The 19,283-nt window shown below is 70.8% G+C and carries 15 protein-coding genes; 12 read left to right on the top strand and 3 right to left on the bottom strand.

The annotated features are described in order from the left end of the window. The first annotated feature begins 106 nt into the window (after nucleotides 1-106). Genes eccA through eccE form a run of 11 tightly spaced genes read left to right on the top strand, consistent with a single transcriptional unit; the run spans nucleotide 107 to nucleotide 14,679 of the window. The gene (eccA, locus tag G6N49_RS21535; RefSeq protein WP_197913489.1) at nucleotides 107-1,954 is read left to right on the top strand and encodes a type VII secretion AAA-ATPase EccA; all 1,848 of its coding nucleotides are present in this window, start codon (nucleotides 107-109) and stop codon (nucleotides 1,952-1,954) included. Beyond that, nucleotides 1,951-3,501 (top strand): type VII secretion protein EccB, encoded by a 1,551-nt coding sequence (eccB, locus tag G6N49_RS21530; RefSeq protein ID WP_083045475.1) that lies wholly within the window; start codon nucleotides 1,951-1,953, stop codon nucleotides 3,499-3,501. Before eccA ends, eccB begins: the two co-directional genes overlap by 4 nt. After that, nucleotides 3,498-7,463, top strand: coding sequence for a type VII secretion protein EccCa (eccCa, locus tag G6N49_RS21525; protein WP_083045474.1), 3,966 nt, complete (start codon nucleotides 3,498-3,500; stop codon nucleotides 7,461-7,463). Before eccB ends, eccCa begins: the two co-directional genes overlap by 4 nt. Next, complete coding sequence (locus G6N49_RS21520; RefSeq protein ID WP_011557800.1) at nucleotides 7,463-7,771, top strand: PE family protein; 309 nt, start codon at nucleotides 7,463-7,465, stop codon at nucleotides 7,769-7,771. Before eccCa ends, G6N49_RS21520 begins: the two co-directional genes overlap by 1 nt. Next, nucleotides 7,772-9,349, top strand: coding sequence for a PPE family protein (locus G6N49_RS21515; RefSeq protein WP_083045473.1), 1,578 nt, complete (start codon nucleotides 7,772-7,774; stop codon nucleotides 9,347-9,349). A 49-nt stretch (nucleotides 9,350-9,398) separates the two neighbouring features. Continuing rightward, nucleotides 9,399-9,692 (top strand): type VII secretion system protein EsxG, encoded by a 294-nt coding sequence (gene esxG, locus G6N49_RS21510; protein ID WP_011854377.1) that lies wholly within the window; start codon nucleotides 9,399-9,401, stop codon nucleotides 9,690-9,692. A 29-nt stretch (nucleotides 9,693-9,721) separates the two neighbouring features. Then, complete coding sequence (locus G6N49_RS21505; RefSeq protein ID WP_011557803.1) at nucleotides 9,722-10,009, top strand: WXG100 family type VII secretion target; 288 nt, start codon at nucleotides 9,722-9,724, stop codon at nucleotides 10,007-10,009. 36 nt (nucleotides 10,010-10,045) lie between these two features. Beyond that, entirely contained in the window at nucleotides 10,046-10,990 is a 945-nt protein-coding gene (locus tag G6N49_RS21500; RefSeq protein ID WP_083045472.1) for an ESX secretion-associated protein EspG, read from the top strand. After that, nucleotides 10,917-12,347 (top strand): type VII secretion integral membrane protein EccD, encoded by a 1,431-nt coding sequence (gene eccD / locus G6N49_RS21495; RefSeq protein ID WP_179967779.1) that lies wholly within the window; start codon nucleotides 10,917-10,919, stop codon nucleotides 12,345-12,347. The genes G6N49_RS21500 and eccD overlap by 74 nt, the downstream gene beginning before the upstream one ends. Then, nucleotides 12,344-13,729: a type VII secretion-associated serine protease mycosin gene (gene mycP, locus G6N49_RS21490; protein WP_083045471.1), complete on the top strand. Its 1,386-nt coding sequence runs from the start codon at nucleotides 12,344-12,346 to the stop codon at nucleotides 13,727-13,729. The genes eccD and mycP overlap by 4 nt, the downstream gene beginning before the upstream one ends. Continuing rightward, on the top strand, nucleotides 13,726-14,679 hold the full coding sequence (gene eccE, locus G6N49_RS21485) for a type VII secretion protein EccE (RefSeq protein WP_083045470.1): 954 nt from the start codon (nucleotides 13,726-13,728) through the stop codon (nucleotides 14,677-14,679). Before mycP ends, eccE begins: the two co-directional genes overlap by 4 nt. Here the strand turns inward: eccE and G6N49_RS21480 are convergent. After that, nucleotides 14,665-15,654, bottom strand: coding sequence for an L-lactate dehydrogenase (locus G6N49_RS21480; RefSeq protein WP_011557808.1), 990 nt, complete (start codon nucleotides 15,652-15,654; stop codon nucleotides 14,665-14,667). The genes eccE and G6N49_RS21480 overlap by 15 nt on opposite strands. A 102-nt stretch (nucleotides 15,655-15,756) precedes the next feature. On the opposite strand from G6N49_RS21480, the gene G6N49_RS21475 reads away from it, so the two are divergent. After that, nucleotides 15,757-17,604: a pyruvate kinase gene (locus tag G6N49_RS21475; protein WP_083045469.1), complete on the top strand. Its 1,848-nt coding sequence runs from the start codon at nucleotides 15,757-15,759 to the stop codon at nucleotides 17,602-17,604. Between the two features lie 6 nt (nucleotides 17,605-17,610). Here the strand turns inward: G6N49_RS21475 and G6N49_RS21470 are convergent, their stop codons facing one another. After that, entirely contained in the window at nucleotides 17,611-18,018 is a 408-nt protein-coding gene (locus G6N49_RS21470) for a pyridoxamine 5'-phosphate oxidase family protein (RefSeq protein ID WP_011854382.1), read from the bottom strand. 55 nt (nucleotides 18,019-18,073) lie between these two features. Continuing rightward, complete coding sequence (locus G6N49_RS21465) at nucleotides 18,074-19,270, bottom strand: alpha/beta hydrolase family protein (protein WP_083045468.1); 1,197 nt, start codon at nucleotides 19,268-19,270, stop codon at nucleotides 18,074-18,076. Nucleotides 19,271-19,283 lie beyond the last annotated feature (13 nt).

Genomic DNA, 19,283 nt, shown 5'->3' with positions numbered 1-19,283 from the left:
GTGCGTCTCGACACTTAGGTTGTGCAATGCTAACTTCACCGAAAGTTAGCCTAGCCATACTTAAGGGGAGACTGCGGGGGCCGAGCGCCCCTGCGTGTAACGACCAATGGAAACGCCTACTGACACGCTCGCGGCGCCGAGAACCGCGCCTGCCCGGGTCGACCGTGACGTGGTCAGCCGGTTTGCCACCTGTTGCCGTGCACTGGGTCTGACCGTCAACGACCGGCAACGCCCGGCCGACGTCTCCGCCGCCCGCACCGGATTCGCCGCGCTGACCCATATCGCGCACGACCAGTGCGACGCCTGGGTGGGTCTCGCCGCCGCCGGCGACGTCAGCGCACGGGTCGTCGAGGCGATCTGGTCGACCCGCCACAGCGCGGGCGCCCTGCAGCGGCACCTCGAGATGGCCCCCGGTGCGCTGGGCTTCCACTACGACAGCGGGCTGTATCTGCAGTTCCGTGCCACCGACGGTGACGACTTCCAGTTGGCCTACGCGGCCGCGCTCTGCGACAACGGCGCGTACGCCGACGCCGACGCGCTGGTGGGTGAGCTGATCGAGCGGCGCCCCGGATGGCCGCAGGCCCGGTGGCTGCGGGTCGCGATCCACCACCGCACCCAGCGCTGGTCCGATGTCGTGCGGCTGCTCACCCCGGTGGTCAACGACCCGTCGCTCGACACGACGTACGCGCACGCCGCACGGGTCACGCTCGGCCTCGCGCTGGCCCGCCTCGGCATGTTCGCGCCCGCGATGTCCTATCTCGCCGAACCGGCCGGGCCGATCGCGGTCGCCTCCGTCGACGGCGGGTTGGCCAAGGGTCTCACCCTGCGGGCCCAGGGCGAGGAGGAGGACGCCGCCGACGCGCTCCAGGAGCTCTACGCGGCCAACCCGGAGAACGCCGAGATCGAGGCCGCGCTGACCGATCCGACGTTCGGGCTCGTGACCACCACCGCGGCCCGTATCGAGGCGCGCAGCAACCCGTGGGATCCCGAGACCGAGCCCAGCGAATCGGATTTCGTCGACCCCGGCGCCAAGGACCGCAAGGCGCACCTGCTCGTCGAGGCCGAGGCCGAGCTGGCCGACTTCATCGGACTCGAAGAGGTCAAGTACCAGGTGGCGCGGCTGAAGAGTTCGGTGGCGATGTCGATCCGGCGCCAGGAGCGTGGCCTGGCCGTCGCACAGCGCACCAACCACCTGGTGTTCGCGGGCCCGCCCGGCACCGGTAAGACCACCATCGCGCGCGTCGTGGCCAAGATCTACTGCGGACTCGGGCTGCTGCGCAAGGAGACCGTGCGCGAAGTGCACCGCGCCGACCTGATCGGCCAGCACATCGGTGAGACCGAGGCCAAGACCAACGCGATCATCGACGCCGCGCTCGACGGCGTGCTGTTCCTCGACGAGGCCTACGCGCTGGTGTCCACCGGCGCCAAGAACGACTTCGGTCTGGTCGCCATCGACACGCTGCTGGCCCGGATGGAGAACGACCGCGACCGGCTGGTGGTGATCATCGCCGGGTACCGCAAGGACCTCGACATGTTCCTCGACGCCAACGAGGGTCTGCGGTCCCGCTTCACCCGCAGCATCGACTTCCCGTCGTACTCGCCGGGGGAACTCGTCGAGATGGCCGTGCGGATGGCCGAGAAGCGCGACAGCGTCTTCGAACCGGCCGCCCACGACGACATGGAGAAACTGTTCGCCCAACTGGCCGAGTCGTCGAGTCCGGACGCCAACGGTGTGGACCGGCGCAGCCTCGACATCGCCGGTAACGGCCGGTTCGTCCGCAACCTCGTCGAACGGTCCGAGGAGGAGCGCGAATACCGCCTCGACCATTCCGGTGACCACTCCGCCGAGGCCGACGACTTCACCGACGAGGAACTGATGACCATCACCGTCGACGACGTGCGCAAGTCGGCCGAACCTCTGCTGCGCGGCCTCGGGCTGACGGTGTCCGCATGACCACACCCGACGACCGCCGGTCGTTCAGCTCGCGGACGCCGGCCAACGAGAACCCCGAACGGATCACCTACCGCCGCGGTTTCGTCACCCGCCACCAGGTGTCCGGATGGCGATTCGTCATGCGCCGCACCGCTTCCGGTGTGGCACTGCACGACACCAGGATGCTCGTCGACCCGCTTCGCACGCAGTCCCGCGCCGTTCTCACCGGGGCGTTGATCCTCATCACCGGTCTGGCGGGCTGTTTCGTCTTCTCCCTGATCCGTCCCGCCGGTTCGGCGGGCACCGACACGGTGCTGGCCGACCGGTCGACCGCGGCGCTCTACGTGCGCATCGGTGAGCAGCTGCACCCCGTGCTCAACCTCACCTCCGCGCGCCTGATCGCCGGACGGGCGGACAACCCGACCACCGTCAAGACCAGTGAGATCGACCAGTTCCCCCGCGGCAACCTGGTCGGCATCCCCGGGGCGCCGGAACGCATGGTGCAGAACGACTCCCGCGACGCCGAGTGGACGGTGTGCGATGCGTCGTCGGGTGCCAACGCGGGTGTGACGGTGCTCGGCGGGCCGGTGGCCTCCGGCGGTGAACGGGCCAGACCGCTCGCCGACGATCAGGCCGTGCTGGTGTCCGGCGACGCGGGCGCGTGGCTGCTGTGGGACGGCAGACGCAGCCCGGTCGACCTCGCCAACCGCGCGGTGACCGACGCGCTCGGCTTCGGTGCGACCCCGACGACACCGCGGCCCATCGCCGCCGGGCTGTTCAACGCCATCCCCGAGGCGCCGCCGCTGGCCGCCCCGCCCATCCCGGATGCCGGTGCGCCGCCGCGGTTCCCGCTGCCGGTCGCCGCGCCCGTCGGGGCGGTCGTCGCCGCGTTCGAGGCCGACAACACGATTCGCTACTACGCCGTGCTGCCCGACGGGCTGCAACCAGTCCCAAAGGTGCTCGCCGCCATCCTGCGCAACACCAACTCCTACGGGTTGAACCAGCCGCCACGTCTCGGCGCCGACGAGGTCTCCCGGCTCCCGGTCTCACAGCTGCTCGACACCGACGCCTACCCCGCCGACCCCGTCACGCTCGTCGACCCGGCCGCCGATCCGCTGACCTGCGCGCATTGGTCGAAAGCTGCTGACGCCGAACAGAGTTCACTCGGCCTGCTGTCGGGGGCGGCGCTGCCGATGCCCGAGGGGATGCGCACCCTCGATCTGGTCGGGGGCGGTAACGGTGTGACGGCGAACCGGGTGGCGCTGACCTCCGGTCGCGGCTACTTCGTCCAGACGGTCGGCCAGGAGCCGGGATCGCCGACCGCCGGATCGCTGTTCTGGGTCAGCGACACCGGTGTGCGCTACGGCATCGAACCGGGTGAGAACGGCCAGACCATCGCGGCGTTGGGCCTCACCGCGGCCCCGGTGCCCGCGCCGTGGTCGGTGCTGGCGCAGTTCGCGGCCGGCCCGACACTGTCCCGCAACGACGCGCTGCTGGCCCACGACGCCCTGACACCCGACCCGAATCCCGCGCGTCTGGAGAACCTCACACTTCAGGAGAATCCATGAGCCGGCTGATCTTCGAGGCACACCGCCGGGTGTCCCCGCCGGCGACCCGTAAGGGCACGATCACCATCGAACCGCCGCCGGAACTGCCGCGGCTGGTGCCGCCGTCGCTGCTGCGCCGGGTGCTGCCCTACCTCATCGTGCTGCTGATCGTCGGCATGATCGTGGCGCTGATCGCGACGGGTATGCGGCTCATCTCGCCGACGATGCTGTTCTTCCCGTTCGTGCTGCTGTTGGCGGCCACGGCGATGTACCGCGGCACCGACAACAAGATGCGCACCGAGGAGGTCGACGCCGAACGCGCCGACTACCTGCGCTACCTGTCCGTGGTGCGCGACAACGTGCGCGCACACGCCGCGGAACAACGTGCGGCACTGGAGTGGTCGCATCCGTCGCCCGACGTGCTGGCGACCATCCCCGGCACCCGCAGGCAGTGGGAACGTGATCCACGCGACGCGGACTTCCTGGTCCTGCGGGCCGGTCTTCACGACACCCCGCTCGACACGACGCTGCGGGTCAAGGACACCGCCGACGAGATCGACCTCGAGCCGGTGTCGCACACCACGCTGCGCGGGCTGCTCGACGTGCAGCGCACCGTGCGGGACGCCCCGAAGGGCATCGACGTCACGAAGGTCTCGCGGATCACGGTGTTCGGTGAGGCCGACGAGGTGCGCGGTGCGTTGCGGGCCTGGATCGCTCAGGCGGTCACCTGGCACGACCCGAGTGTGCTCGGCGTCGCGCTGGCCGCCCCGGACGTCGACGGTGACGACTGGTCGTGGCTGAAGTGGTTGCCCCACACCGACATCCCCGGCGAGGCCGACGGCGTCGGACCGGCCCGCTACCTGACCACCGACATCGAGGCGCTGCGCGCGGCGCTGGCCCACGTCCTGGCCGACCGGGCCGCGTTCCCGGGTGATCCCGACCGCGCGCTGCGCCACCTGCTGGTCATCGTCGACGACCCCGACGCCGACGTGGAGGACCTCATACGCAGCCCGGGGCTGGCCGGCGTGACCGTGGTGCACCGGATCGCCACCCCGCCGCACCGCGAGCAGTATCCGAATCCGGAACGGCCCATCCTGCGGATCGCCGACGGCCGGATCGAGCGGTGGCAGAGCGGTGGCTGGGCGCCCTATGTCGACACCGCCGACACCATGGGCGCCGCGGACGCCCGGCACATCGCGCGGCGGCTGTCGCGGTGGGATTCCAACCCCAGCCACGCGCGGTCCACCACCACGGGCGGTTCGACGTTCACCACGCTGCTCGGCATCCCCGACGCATCGGCGCTCGACGTCGCCTCGCTGTGGGCGCCGCGCAGCCGCGAGGAGGAGCTGCGGGTCCCCATCGGGGTCACCGCCACCGGCGAGCCGCTGTACTTCGACCTCAAGGACGAGGCCGAGGGCGGGATGGGCCCGCACGGCCTGATGATCGGTATGACGGGCTCGGGCAAGTCGCAGACGCTGATGTCGATCCTGTTGTCGCTGTTGACGACCCACTCCGCCGAACGGCTGAACGTCATCTACGCCGACTTCAAGGGCGAGGCAGGCGCCGACATCTTCCGAGACTTCCCGCAGGTCGTCGCGGTGATCTCGAACATGGCCGAGAAACGTTCTCTGGCAGACCGTTTCGCCGACACCCTGCGCGGTGAGGTGGCACGCCGCGAGCAACTGCTCAAGGAGACCGGCCGCCGCGTACAGGGCAGTGCGTTCAACTCCGTCACCGAATACGAGAACGCGGTTGCGGCAGGACACGACCTACCGCCGCTGCCCACCCTGTTCGTGGTCGCCGACGAGTTCACGCTGATGCTCGCCGACCATCCGGAGTACGCCGACCTGTTCGACTACGTCGCACGCAAGGGCCGCTCGTTCCGGATCCACATCCTGTTCGCCTCGCAGACGCTCGACGTCGGCAAGATCAAGGACATCGACAAGAACACTTCGTACCGCATCGGTCTGAAGGTGGCCAGTCCCAGCATCTCTCGCCAGATCATCGGCGTGGAAGACGCGTACCACATCGAGTCCGGACGCGAACACAAAGGCGAAGGCTTCCTGGTGCCCGCCCCGGGTGCGGTGCCGATCAAGTTCCGCAGCACCTACGTCGACGGCATCTACGAACCGCCGCGGGCGGAGAGGTCGATCGTGGTGCGGGCGTTGCCGCAGCCCCAGCTGTTCACCGCCTCGCGGGTCGAACCCGAACCGGACACCGTGATCCCGTCGTCCGCGCCCGAGGCCGAGGCCGCGCCGCCGCGCAAGCTGATCGCCACGATCGGACAGCAACTGGCGCAGTACGGGCCCAAGGCGCCGCGGCTGTGGCTGCCCCCGCTCGACGAGCCCATCCGGCTCGTCGAGGTGCTGCAGCGGTCGGCCGTACCGGCCCGGCAGTGGCGGTGGCCGCTCGGCGAGATCGACAAACCCTTCCAGATGCGGCGCGACCAACTCGTCTTCGACGCCACCTCGTCGGCGGCCAATATGGTCATCCACGGCGGGCCGAAGTCCGGCAAGTCCACTGCGCTGCAGACGTTCATGCTGTCCGCGGCGGCGCTGCACTCGCCACGCGAGGTCACGTTCTACTGCCTCGACTACGGCGGCGGCAAACTGGCGCCGATGGCGGACCTGGCGCACGTCGGCAGTGTCGCGACGCCGTTGGAGCCGGAGCGGATCCGCCGCACCTTCGGTGAGCTCGAGCAGCTGCTGCGGGCCCGGCAGGCGCTCGGCGCCCGCGGGGAGGGAAGGAGCGGAGAGGCCTACCCCGAGACTTTCTTGGTCATCGACAACCTGTACGCGTTCAGCCGGGACAACACCGACACCTTCAACACCCGCAACCCGTTGCTGGCCAGGGTGACCGAGTTGGTCAACAGCGGCCTCGCATACGGCATCCACGTCGTCATCACGACACCGAACTGGCTCGAGGTGCCGCTGAACATGCGCGACGGGCTCGGGCTGCGGCTCGAACTCAAACTGCACGACAGCCACGACAGCAACGTGCGCATCGTCGGCGGTCTGCGCAGGCCCGCCGAGAGCGTGCCCGCCGATCAGCCCGGCCGCGGCCTGACCATGGCCGCCGAGCACTTCCTGTTCGCCACTCCGGCGCTCGACCTCATCCCCGCGATCAACGCGCGGTTCCCGGAGCAGACCGCGCCCCCGGTGCGGCTGCTGCCGCACGACCTCGCACCCGAGGCGATCGGGCCGCTGTACCCGGGCCCCGAACGGGTCGTCATCGGGCAGCGCGAGGAGGACCTCGCCCCGGTCGAACTCGATTTCGCGCAGAACCCGCTGCTGATGGTGTTCGGCGACAACCGATCCGGTAAGACGACACTGTTGCGGCATCTCATCCGCACGGTGCGCGAACACTCAGAGCCCGACGACGTCGCGTTCACCGTCATCGACCGGCGGCTGCAACTCGTCGACGAACCGCTGTTCCCGGACAACGAGTACACCGCGAACATCGACCGCATCACCCCGGCGATGCTCGGGCTGTCGGCGCTGATCGAGAAGCGCCGCCCGCCCGCGGGTCTCACCCCTGCGGAGCTGAGCAGGTGGTCGTATCAGGGGCATACGCACTACCTGATCATCGACGACGTCGACCAGATCCCGGACGGGCCGGCGGTCAACGGACCCTACGTCGGGCAGCGGCCGTGGACTCCGCTCGTCGGATTGCTCTCGCAGGCCGGTGATCTGGGCCTCCGCGTGATCGTGACGGCCAGGGCGACCGGGTCGGCGCACGCGGTGATGACCGCACCGCTGTTGCGCAGGCTCAACGATCTGCAGGCGACCGCGCTGACGCTGTCCGGAAACCCGCAGGACAGCGGAAAGTTGCGCGGTCACCGGTTCAGCCGCTTGCCCGCGGGCCGGGCGATGTTGCTCGGCGACACCGACACCCCGACGTTCCTCCAGCTCGTCAATCCGCTCGTGGCCGAGTCCGTCGCATCGGCGGGATCGACCCACACCAATGGAAAGGACTACCGCTGATGACACTTCGCGTCGTACCCGAAGGTCTCACCGCGGCGAGCGCCGCGGTCGAGGCGCTGACCGCCCGGCTGGCCTCCGCCCACGCCGCGGCCGCGCCGTTGATCGGCACCGTGCTGCCGCCCGCGGCGGACGCCGTCTCGCTGCAGACCGCCGCGGGCCTGAGCGCCAACGGCGGCCGGCATGAGGCCGTCGCCGCCCAGGGCGTCCAGGAGCTCGGCAGATCCGGCGTCGGTGTCGGCCAGTCCGGCGCCAGCTACGCCGCAGGCGATGCGATGAACGCATCGGCATACATGATCGCCCGCGGTTAGATGGTTCCCCCCATCTGGATGGCCCTGCCACCCGAGGTGCACTCGGCGCTGCTGTCCAGCGGCCCCGGCCCCGGGTCGCTGCTGGCCGCCGCGGGGGCGTGGCAGTCGCTGAGCGCCGAATATGCCTCGGCCGCAGCGGAGTTGACCGGCATACTCGGCTCGGTGCAGGCCGGGGCGTGGGAAGGGCCCAGCGCCGAGCAGTACGTCGCCGCACACACCCCGTACCTCGCCTGGCTGGCGCAGGCGAGTGCGAACAGCGCGGCGACGGCGGCGCAACACGAGACTGCGGCCGCCGCGTACACCACGGCGCTGGCCACCATGCCGACGCTGGGTGAGCTGGCCGCCAACCACGCCACCCACGCGGTGCTGCTGGCGACGAACTTCCTCGGCATCAACACGATTCCGATCGCCGTCAACGAGGCCGACTACGTGCGGATGTGGATTCAGGCCGCCACCAGCATGAGCACGTATCAGGCCGTCGCCGGTGCCGCGGTGGCCGCCGCCCCGACCACGGCGCCGGCGCCGTATCTGCTGGCGCCGGGTGTCGGCGAGGCGGGCCAGGCGATGGCGTTGGTTCAGCAGCTCGGCGCGCAGGCCCAGGCGAGTGAATCCGGTTCGGCGCTCAACATCTCCGACTCCATCAACCAGCTGCTCGAGCAGTACCTGCAGAGCGCGCCCGGCGGTCAGGAGATCATCGACTTCCTGCGGGACCCCCTGGGGAACCTGCAGACGCTCATCAACGACTTCATGACCAACCCGTCGGCCGCGCTGGTGACGTGGGGGCCGCTGCTGTCGGCCGTGGCCTACCAGGTCTTCACCAACCTGGTCGGGTGGCCGACGTGGGCGATGATCTTCGCATCGCCGTTCCTGCTCGCGGCCCTCATCCCGCTCGGCATCGCCGGGCTGGTGCTGATCATCGACGCACTCAAACCCGAACTGACCCAACCGCCCGCGGAACAGACCGAACCGGCGCCGGCACCGGCCCCACGGCCCGACCAGCAGGTGCTGCCGGTGGCGGGCGTTCCCGCACCCGGTGCGCCCGCCACTCCCGGAACGGCGCCGGCGGGCAGTTCGGCCGCCGCCCCGGCCGCACCCGCCCCCGCCGCGGCGGCAGCCGCCCCACTGGTGCCCTACGCGGTTCGCGGTGGCGATCCGGGGGAGGGGTTCACGCCCACGGTGCGCGACTCGACCGGGGCCAAGGCACCCGCCGGTGACATCCCGGCCGCCGCCGCGGCGGCGGCCGCCGCCTCGGCCGCGGAACGGCGAAAGCGGCGGCGCCGCAAGATCACCGAGGTCAAGGGCCGCGGCTACGCCGACGCGTACATGGACTACGAAGACGACCCCGACGAGCCGCCGGTCGTGGAGCCGCGGGTGGCGGCGTCCTCACGCGGCGCGGGTCCGATGGGCTTCACCGGTACCGCACCGGGTGCCGCCGATGCGCGGGCGACGGGGTTGACGACGCTGTCCCCGGATGCGTTCGGCACCGGGCCGGTCAGCCCCATGCTGCCCGGCACGTGGAACCCCGACAGCGAGCCCGACCAGCCCGCAGAGGGCCAGGAGGGAGGACCGCGCACCTGAACAGACAGTCAGTGCCCCAACATCTTTCCGCGATCCGAAAGGAACAACCATGAGCATGCTCGACGCCCACATCCCCCAGCTGATCGCCTCGGAGGCCGCGTTCGGCGCCAAGGCCGCGCTGATGCGCAGCACCATGGCCCAGGCCGAACAGGCCGCGCAGTCCTCACAGGCCTTCCACATGGGCGAGTCGTCGGCGGCTTTTCAGGCCGCCCACGCCCGGTTCATCGAGGTCTCGGCGAAGATCAACGCGCTGCTCGACATCGCCCAGGTGAACCTCGGCGACGCCGCGGGCACCTACGTCGCCGAGGACGCGGCGGCCGCCGGCACCTACACCGCCATCTGACCACACGCCACGATCTTCAGGAGATTCCCATGTCGCAGATCATGTACAACTACCCGGCGATGCTGGCGCACGCGGGTGAGATGTCGAGCTACGCAGGCGCGATGCATGCCGTCGGCGCCGACATCGCCAGTGAGCAGGCGGCGCTGGCCGGTGCCTGGCAGGGTGACACCGGTATGACCTACCAGGCCTGGCAGGCCCAGTGGAACGCCAGCCTCGAGGAACTGGTGCGCGCCTACCGCGCGATGGCGAGCACCCACGAGATGAACACCATGTCGATGAGCGCACGCGATCAGGCCGAGGGCGCCAAGTGGGGCTGAGCGGCTCCCGGCGTGCCGGGCGGGTTTCGGGTTGCAGTGGGTCCCAACGCCGTTGAGCTGACCGCCGCCCAGGCGTGGTTCGTCGCCGATGCCGTCGGCGCGGGATCGCTGCCCTGGGTGCTGGCCGTCACCCCGCCGTACAGCCAGGAGGCCGACCGGGTGCCGTTCACCGCCGAGACGGTGGCTGCGCTCGAAACGCTCGGGGTGCTGTCCGGTGACGGGGTCGTCGACGCCAGGGTGGCCGACTGGGTGCGGGTGGTGTGCCGCGCCGAGCAGTGGCTGGATCTGCGGTTCGTCTCCGGCCGCGGTGCGCTGCTGCGCGGGGTCGTGGCGCGCCGGGCGGATCAGACGGTCGTCGCGTTGCGCAGCCGCTCGCTGATCACGTTCACCCGCATGGCCATCGACCATCCGCACGCGCTGGTGCCGGTGCTCTGCGCGGGGTTGTCCGGACGTGCGCCGGCCCGATTCGCCGAGTTCACGCTGCCGGCGGCGGTCGGTGCACGCGCCGACGAACAGATCCGGCAGGGCACGCCGCTGGCCGAGGTGCTCGACTTCCTCGGCATCCCACCGTCGGCGCGGCCGGTCGTCGAGGCGGCGTTCGACACCTCCAGGACCTACGTGGAGATCGTGGCGGGGGGGCACCGCGACGGTCACCGCGTCACCACGCAGGTGGGCGTCAGTGTGGTCGACACGACCGAGGGCCGGGTCCTGGTGAGCCCGGTCCGGGCGTTCGACGGCGAATGGGTGTCGACGTTCGCACCCGGTACACCCTTCGCCATCGCCGCCGCGGTCGAACGGCTGACCGGCTCGCTGCCCAGCGGGGCGTGGTTCCCCGATCTGCACCTCACCCGAGACTTCGACACCCGACCCCGCGACGAATACGACACGAGAGAACCGAGAACACGACATGCCCGACACCACGACACTGTCCGACAACACTGTGATGCCGATCGTGCGGGTGGCCGTACTCGCCGGTGGTGACGACGGCGGTCGGCTGACCGAGATGGCGCTGCCCGCCGGCCTGCCGCTGCGTGAGATCCTGCCCGCCGTGCAGCGCATGGCGCGTCCGCACGACGACGGCGACCGCGACGATCCGGCGCCCCAACCGGCGAGGCTGAGCCTCGCGCCGATCGGCGGTGCGCCGTTCAGCCTCGACGCGACGCTGGACACCGTCGGCGTGGTCGACGGGGACCTGCTGGCGCTGCAGCCGGTGCCCGCGGGCCCGAGCGCGCCGCGCATCGTCGAGGACATCGCCGACGCGGCGGTGATCTTCTCCGCCGCGCGGGAGAAGCGTTGGGGACCAACGCACATCAGGCGCGCCGCCGCGGCCGCGGTGGTGGGTCTGATCCTGGTCGTCACCGGCCTGAGCGTCGCGCATCGCCTCGTCACCGACGACGGGATCGGCCTGATCGTGGTGTGTGCCGTGGCGGTGGCCGCGGTGCTCGGCGCGCTGCTCAGCCGCGCGTCCTCGCCGGCGCTCGCGAGCACCCTGGCCCTGAGCGCACTGCCCGCGGTGGCGGCCGCGTTCGCGCTGGCGGTGCCCGGCGACTTCGGCGCCGCGCAGATCCTGCTCGCCGCGGCGGGGGTCACCGCCTGGTCGGTGATCAGCCTGACCACGGGCGACCGGGCCGTCGCGGTGTTCACCACCACCGCGGCAACGGGTTTCGGGGTGCTGCTCACCGCCGCCGCGGCATCGCTGTGGACGCTGTCGGAGACGGTGCTGGGTTGTGTGCTGATCCTGACCGGCCTGCTGGTGACCGTGCAGGCCGCGCAGTTGTCGGCGATGTGGGCCCGGTTCCCGCTGCCGGTGATCCCGGCGCCCGGCGACCCGACGCCGTCGGCGCAACCGCTGCGGGTGCTCGAGGATCTGCCGCGCCGCGTGCAGCTGAGCCAGTCGCACCAGACCGGTTTCCTGGCCGCGGGTGTGGTGCTCGGCGTGACGGGATCGCTTGTGCTGGTGGGTCAGCAGGACGTGTCGCGGTGGGCGTGGTACGTCGTGGTGGCCGCGGCGGCAGGCGCGGTGCTCCGCGCCCGCGTCTGGGATTCGGCACCGTGCAAGGCGTGGCTGCTCGCCCACCCGCTGCTGCTCGGCGTGGCGTTGCTCGTACTCTTCGCCGCCACCGACCGGTTCGACGCCGCCTGGTGGGCACTGGCCGCGACGGCGGCGGTCGTCGTGGTGTGGGTGATCGTCGCGCTCAACCCGTCGATTGCCTCCCCCGAGACGTACTCGCTGCCCATGCGCAGGCTCGTGGGGTTCGCCGCGACGGCAGTCGACGCCTCGCTGATCCCCGTGATGGCCTTGCTCGTCGGACTGTTCAGCTGGGTGCTCAACAGGTGATCCGACCCCTCGCCCTGCTCGCCGTCACCGGTGCGGTCGCGCTGCTCGCCGCACCGTCGGCCGCTGCGGTGACCCCACCGCAGGTGGATCCCGCGACACCGCCGCCGTCGGGCACCGCCGGACCGGTGCAGCCGATGGCGCAGCGTGGGGACTGTGTGGTCGGTGGTGTGCTGGCCGGCAGCGATCCCGGTGCGGTCAGCCCGAACCAGTTGGCGCTCAACCTGTCCGGTGCGTGGCGGCACAGCCGCGGCGAGGGTCAGACGGTCGCCGTCATCGACACCGGCGTCAAGCCGGGGCCGCGGCTGCCGAACGTCGAACCGGGCGGCGACTTCCTGGGCTCGACCGACGGGCTCACCGACTGCGACGGGCACGGCACACTGGTCGCCGGGCTGATCGCCGGACAACCCGGCGCCGACGGTTTCTCCGGGGTGGCGCCGGGCGCGCGCATCGTCTCCATCCGGCAGAACTCGCCGCGGTTCTCCCCGGTCAACCCGGGGGACGACCCCGCGGTGTCGCGCGCCGCCGCCGACGTCGCGAGCCTGGCCCGGGCCGTCGTACGGGCCGCCGATCTCGGCGCGCGCGTCATCAACATCTCGGTGGTCAGCTGCCTGCCCGCGGGCCGCAGCGTCGACCAGACCGAACTCGGTGCGGCGCTGCGATATGCGGCCCGGGAGAAGGATGCGGTGATCGTGGCCGCGGCGGGTAACGACCGCGCCGGTATGAACACCGGATCGGCCTGTGAGTCCAATCCGCCCGGCGACGCCGCCCGCCCGGACGACCCGCGCAACTGGGCCGGCGTCACGTCGGTGTCGATCCCGTCGTGGTGGCAGCCGTACGTGCTGTCCGTGGGGTCGCTGGCCAGCACCGGTCAGCCCTCGGACTTCACCATGTCCGGTCCGTGGGTCGGTATCGCCGCGCCGGGGGAGAACATCACCTCGGTGAGCAACGGACCCGACGGCGGGCTCGCCAACGGGCTGCCCAACGACCGCGACGAGCTGTTCCCGGTCAGCGGCACGAGTTATGCGGCCGCGTATGTGTCCGGGGTTGCGGCGCTGGTGCGCAGCAGATTCCCCGAACTCACCGCAGAACAGGTGGTGGCGCGGCTGACCGCCACGGCCCACGGTGGCCCACGATCGCCGTCGAACGTGGTGGGCGCCGGCAGCGTCGATCCGGTCGCCGCGCTCACCTGGCGGGTGCCCTCCGCCACCGCCGCCGCCGCGGTTGCGTCGAAACCGATTGCGGCGCCGCCGAATCCGCCGGTACCCGACCACACTCCCCGAACGGTCGCGCTGATCGGCACGGCGGCGCTCGCGCTGACGGTGCTCGCCGCGCTGGCCTGGCGCTCGGGGGCGACCCGACCACGAAAGGACGAGGCCTCATGACGGCCAGGATCACGTTGGCGCTTCTGTTCGCCCTACCGGCGGCGCTGGCGTACCCGTGGCAGACCGACACCGACTGGTGGCTGCTCGGTGTGGCGATTGCTGTCGTCGTACTGCTATTCGCCTGGTGGCGCGGTCTTTTCGTGACCGAGATGGTGCGGCGGCGTTTCGCGATACTGACCCGCAACCGGCGCGGCGGGCACCGGCAGGAGCCGGCCGAGCACTTCGCCACGGTGGCGCTGCGGGTCGACGAGGCGCCTACGGGCGATGTGCCGCTGGCGCTGCTCGCCGGTTACGCCGACCGCTACGGGGTGCGCGCGCACAAGGTGCGGGTGGTCAGCAGGGACCTCGCCGGCGAGCGGACGACGTGGATCGCGCTGACCGTGGGCGCCGCCGACAATCTGGCGGCGCTGCGGGCGCGGTCCCCCCGGCTGCCGCTGCGGCAGACCACGGAGATCGCCGCCCGCAGGCTCACCGACCACCTTCGTGAGCTCGGCTGGACGGTCACCCCGGTCGACGAGACCGCCGCACCGGTACCGCACCCGGTACGTGAGACGTGGCGCGCACTGCGCAGCGAACACGGCCATGTCGCGGCCTACCGGGTCACGGTCGACGATCAGGTGTCCGACACGCTCGCCGCGGTGGCGGCGCTACTGTCGGCCGAGACGTGGACTGCCATCGACATCGTCTGCGGCGCAGAGTCTCCCGAGATCGTCGTCGGATGTGCGGTGCGCACCGAGGACCGGCCGAAGGCCAAGGCGCCGTTGCCTGCGCTGACACCGCAGCGCGGCAGGCACCGGCCCGCCGCCGTGGCGCTGCACCCGCTGGGCGACCAGCGGCTCGAGGGCCGGCCCGTACCGGTGACCGGCGACGGCCTGCACCGGCTGCGGTGGCCGGTCGACCACCCGCCGGTTACCGAGCTCGTCGAGGTGGGTACCTCAGATCCCCAGTGATCGCCGCACGTCTGCCAGCGTCTGCGCCGACCGCCGCAGGCCGTCGAGTTCGCCGGGGGACAGCTCCACTTCGAGGACGCGTCGCGCGCCGCCGGCCGATACGACCGTGGGCAGCGAGAGCGCGACACCGGTGATGCCGTAGGCGCCGTCCTGCACCGTCGACACCGGCAGCACCCGGTGCTGGTCGCCGAGTACCGCCTCGACGACCCGGGCGGTGGCGAGACCGATCGCGAGGTTGGTGGCGCCCTTGCCCGCGATGATCTCGTACGCGGCGTTGACCACATCGGTGGCCACGGCCGTCCGCGTCGGCTCGTCGAAGACCAGGCGGCCGTCCACCCGATAGGCGTCGGCGCCGACGCCACCGATGGACAGCGTCGACCACAACGGGATCTCGGAGTCACCGTGTTCGCCGATGACGAGGGCGTGCACGTTGCCGACCGCGATCGCCGCCCGCTGCGCCACGAGGTACCGGAACCTGCTGGAGTCGAGCACGGTTCCCGTTCCGAAGATCTGGCCCGGCTGGGCGTCGACCACGCTGGACGCCGCGTAGGTGACGACGTCGACGGGGTTGGTGACGAAGATCACCACCGCGTCCGGCGAGTGCTCGAGGAGCTGCGGTGTCAGCGTCTGCGCCATGGCGACGTTCGCCGCCGCCAGGTCGAGCCGGCTCTGGCCCGGGTGCTGTTTGGCGCCGGCGGTGACGACGACGATCGCGGAGCCGGCGGTGACGGCGATGTCGTCGGATCCACCGACCCGGCACTCGGGAACGAACTGGCTGCCGTGATTCAGGTCGAGGACCTCGGCGCGCACCTTGGCGCTGTTGGTGTCGTAGAGCGCCAGCGTCCCCGCGGAGCCGCGGATCAGGCAGGCGTAGGCGATCGCGGTGCCGACACTGCCCGCACCGATGATCGACACCTTCGGCCGAGCGGACCGCACTTCGGGAGATGCCGGGGGAGTGGTCACCGCTCCAATCATGCTGGCTCGCGATCATGCTGTCTCGCGGCCCCCGGCGTTCACCGGGAGGTAACCCGCGGCCGTTAGCGTGGCGAACTCCGACAGAGAACCAGGAGTGCCGCCGTGTCGTCTGCGCATACCCCGGTCGTGTCACGGCTGGAAACCGCCGACCGCGCACTCGAACAGCTCGACGAGCTGATCGAACGGCTCGAGAAGGCCGAAGACGCGTGGTCGGACTGGCTCACCGCGGTGAGCCCCGAGCACCGCGCCAGCGCGACGAACATGGTCCACTACTGGTCGCTGCGACAGAGCGATCTGCGTGACCTCCAGCGCCGGCTGGCGGGTCTGGGCCTGTCGTCGCTGGGCCGCAGCGAACCACACGTGGAGGGGACGTTGCGGCTCGTCCACGCGGCGGTGGCCGCAATGCGTCACGGCTCCTGGCATCCGCCCGGCGTCACCGCCGTCGACGCGAACGTCGGCGACGAACTGCTGCGGGAGCACGCCGTTGACCTGTTCGGCCCGGCACCGGCCGAGCGCGCAACCCGCATCATGGTGACCCTGCCCTCGTCGGCCGCGACCGACCCGGATCTGGTGCGCGACCTCATCGCACGCGGGATGAACGTGGCCCGCATCAACTGCGCACACGACGATGCCGAAGCCTGGACCGCGATGGCCGGCCACGTCCGGCGCGCCGCGGAGTCGACCGGTCGAAAGTGCCTTGTCGCGATGGACCTCGCGGGCCCGAAACTGCGCACCGGACCGATCCGGCCCGGGCCGCGGGTGATCAAGCTGCGACCCACGCGCGATGCGCTCGGCCGCGTGGTGACACCCTTTCGGCTGCGGCTCACCGCATCTGAAGAGCCCACTGGCTCAAGCGAATCCGCAATGGCTGTGGTGCCGGTCGATGAGGCGTGGCTGGCCCGCCGCCGCGACGGGGACGTGGTCGGATTCCACGACGCCCGCGGGGCGAAGCGGCAACTCGTCCTGAGCCGTCCCGACGAGATGGCCGGGGCCGTCATCGCGACCGGCGACAAGACGAGCTACCTCGCCACCGGAACCGTTCTGCACGCCGGTGCGCACGACCCGTGCGAGGTCGGCCTGCTTCCCGAACGGGATCAGACGCTCATGGTGCAGCGGGGCGACGAGTTGACGCTCACGCGCGACTGTGCGCCGGTTCCCGCCGACCACGGAGGGGCGCCGCGGATCGGGTGCACCCTGCCTGAGGTCTTCGACCATGCGCGGCCCGGCCAGAAGATCCGGTTCGACGACGGCCGCATCGGGGGTGAGATCGTCGCCGTCGAACGCGATGCGCTGCGGGTACGGATCGACCGCACCGCACCCGGCGGGTCGAAGCTCGGTTCGGCCAAAGGCGTCAACGTGCCGGACACCCACCTGCCGATCGCGGCGCTGACCGACAAGGATGTGGAGGATCTCGCGACGGTCGTCGCGATCGCCGACATCGTCGAGATCTCTTTCGTGCAGCGGCCTTCCGACATCACGCAGCTGCACGACGAACTGCACCGGCTCGGTGGCGACCACCTCGGTGTGGTGCTCAAGATCGAGACCCGGCGGGCGTTCGAACACCTCCCGCAACTGCTCCTCACCGCGATGCGGTGGCCGCGCGTCGGTGTGATGATCGCCCGCGGTGACCTCGCGGTGGAGGTCGGCTACGAACGGCTCGCCGAGGTGCAGGAAGAGGTGCTGTGGTTGTGCGAAGCGGCGCACCTTCCGGTCATCTGGGCCACCCAGGTGCTCGAGAGCCTGGCCAAGTCGGGTCTGCCGTCGCGTGCCGAGATCAGCGACGCCGCCATGGGTGAGCGTGCGGAGTGCGTCATGCTCAACAAAGGTCCGCACATCGTCGACGCGGTCGTGGTGCTCGACGACATCCTGCGTCGAATGAACGAACACCACTACAAGAAGAACGCGCTGCTCCGGCAGCTGCGGTCGTGGCGGCCCGACGCGACGGAATGACGTGAGCTAGGCGACGAAGCCGAACCGACGGCCGGTCACCCGGTCGGGCCTGATCCGCACGAAGTGCTGTTTGGTCGTCGCCGTCCACGAAAAAAGCTGCGCCCCAGCTGCTTTCTCGAGTTCGTCGTCACCGTGAACGGTGCGCGCGACGCCCTTGACGACCACGCTCCATCCCTCGGTTGCGGTGTGCGCGTCGGCCTCGAACAGCACCTGGTTGCTGATCGCGGCGCTGGTCAGTTTGGTGCCCTCGGCCGTGCGGAACAACACGGTCCGGTCCTGGACGGCGAAGTTGACGGGGAAGATCTCCGGCTGGCCACCGGCACATGTGACGAGGCGTCCCAGGGCCACGCTGTCCAGCAGCCGCCAGCACTCACTCTCCGGCAGGATGGAAACCGGTTGCGACTCCGCGGACATGGTCAGCGATGCTACCCGCGGCTGGGCGGGCATCGGGCGAACCGACGGTGAACAGTCAGTCGAACATGAAGTCGCGCAGGAAGCGTGTCATGCGGCGCAGATAGTCGGGCTGGCTGACGTGCAGCAGGTGGTTACCCGGGAACCAGTGGAAGGCGCACCGCTCCCAGTGCTCCCACAACAGTTCGGCCTGTTGCGGCGGCGCCAACCGGTCCCCGAGGCCGGTGATGATCAACCGGCGGTCCCGCGGCACCAGCGGTGCGTAGTTCAGCGGGGACGGGTAACGCGATGCGGCGGCCTCCAGTTCCGGGCCCAGCCCGGCGATCCTGCGGTTGAGGGCCACCAGTTTGTTGGCGGGGAACCACTCGTCGACCGTGCGGTCCGGGGTGACCACGGGCACGTTCGGGATGACCGCCTGGATCCTGTCATCGACGCAGGCGAGCAACGCCGAGGTGAACCCGCCCAACGAGATTCCGGTGACGGCGACCCGGTCGACACCGGTGAACTCGAGATGGTCGATGAGGGAACGGAAGTCGTGGACGGCCTGGGCCATGGCCTCCGCGAAGCCGGCGAACCCGTTGGCGAAGTAGCCGTATCCGCTGTAGGGCGAGTACTTCTCGGCGCGGCGGCCGTGGAACGGCAGCGTGTAGAGCAGGACGTCGTAACCGGAGCGGTAGAACCACGGCAGCGACAGGAACTGGCCGTTGAACAGGTAGGCCGAGCCCATGAAGCCGTGGATGACGCACAGCGTCGGGCGGGGTCCGTCCTCGTGGCGCCAGTGCTGGGCGTGTACGACGTTGTTGCGTCGGTATCCGCGGCAGCGGTCGCGCAGTGCCGGGTTGACCGCTTCGAAACTGCTGCGGAACCGGATGTTGTGCACACGGCCGTGCGCGGTCCACTCGGCGACCGGGTTGGCCGGGCGCGACGAGATGCGGGGCGGCACGGTCGGCGCCGGGAAGGACACCGCAGGGTCCTTCGCGGCGGCGAGTTCGCCGTAGAACCTCAGGTGTTCGGCGTCGGCCCCGGTGGTCGACGGCCGCAGCGCCGAGGCCACGACCGACGGCAGCATGGCAGCACCGACCATCGAGGCGACGCCGGTGCGCAAGGCGATGTCCGCGACGGCCGACGAGTCGACGATCATGCGCTGGCGCAGCGTGAGGTCGGCCCGCCGCGGCAGACCGCGCGCACCGGCGTCGGCACCGGGGATGTCCAGCACGGGGACGGGCGGGTCGACGGGATCGGCGGACTGCGTCATCCGACCGATGCTA

The sequence above is a fragment of the Mycolicibacterium monacense genome (assembly GCF_010731575.1).
Lineage (GTDB): Bacteria > Actinomycetota > Actinomycetes > Mycobacteriales > Mycobacteriaceae > Mycobacterium > Mycobacterium monacense.
Note: the sequence above shows the minus strand (reverse complement) of the source record. Positions and strands in the feature narration are given on the sequence as shown.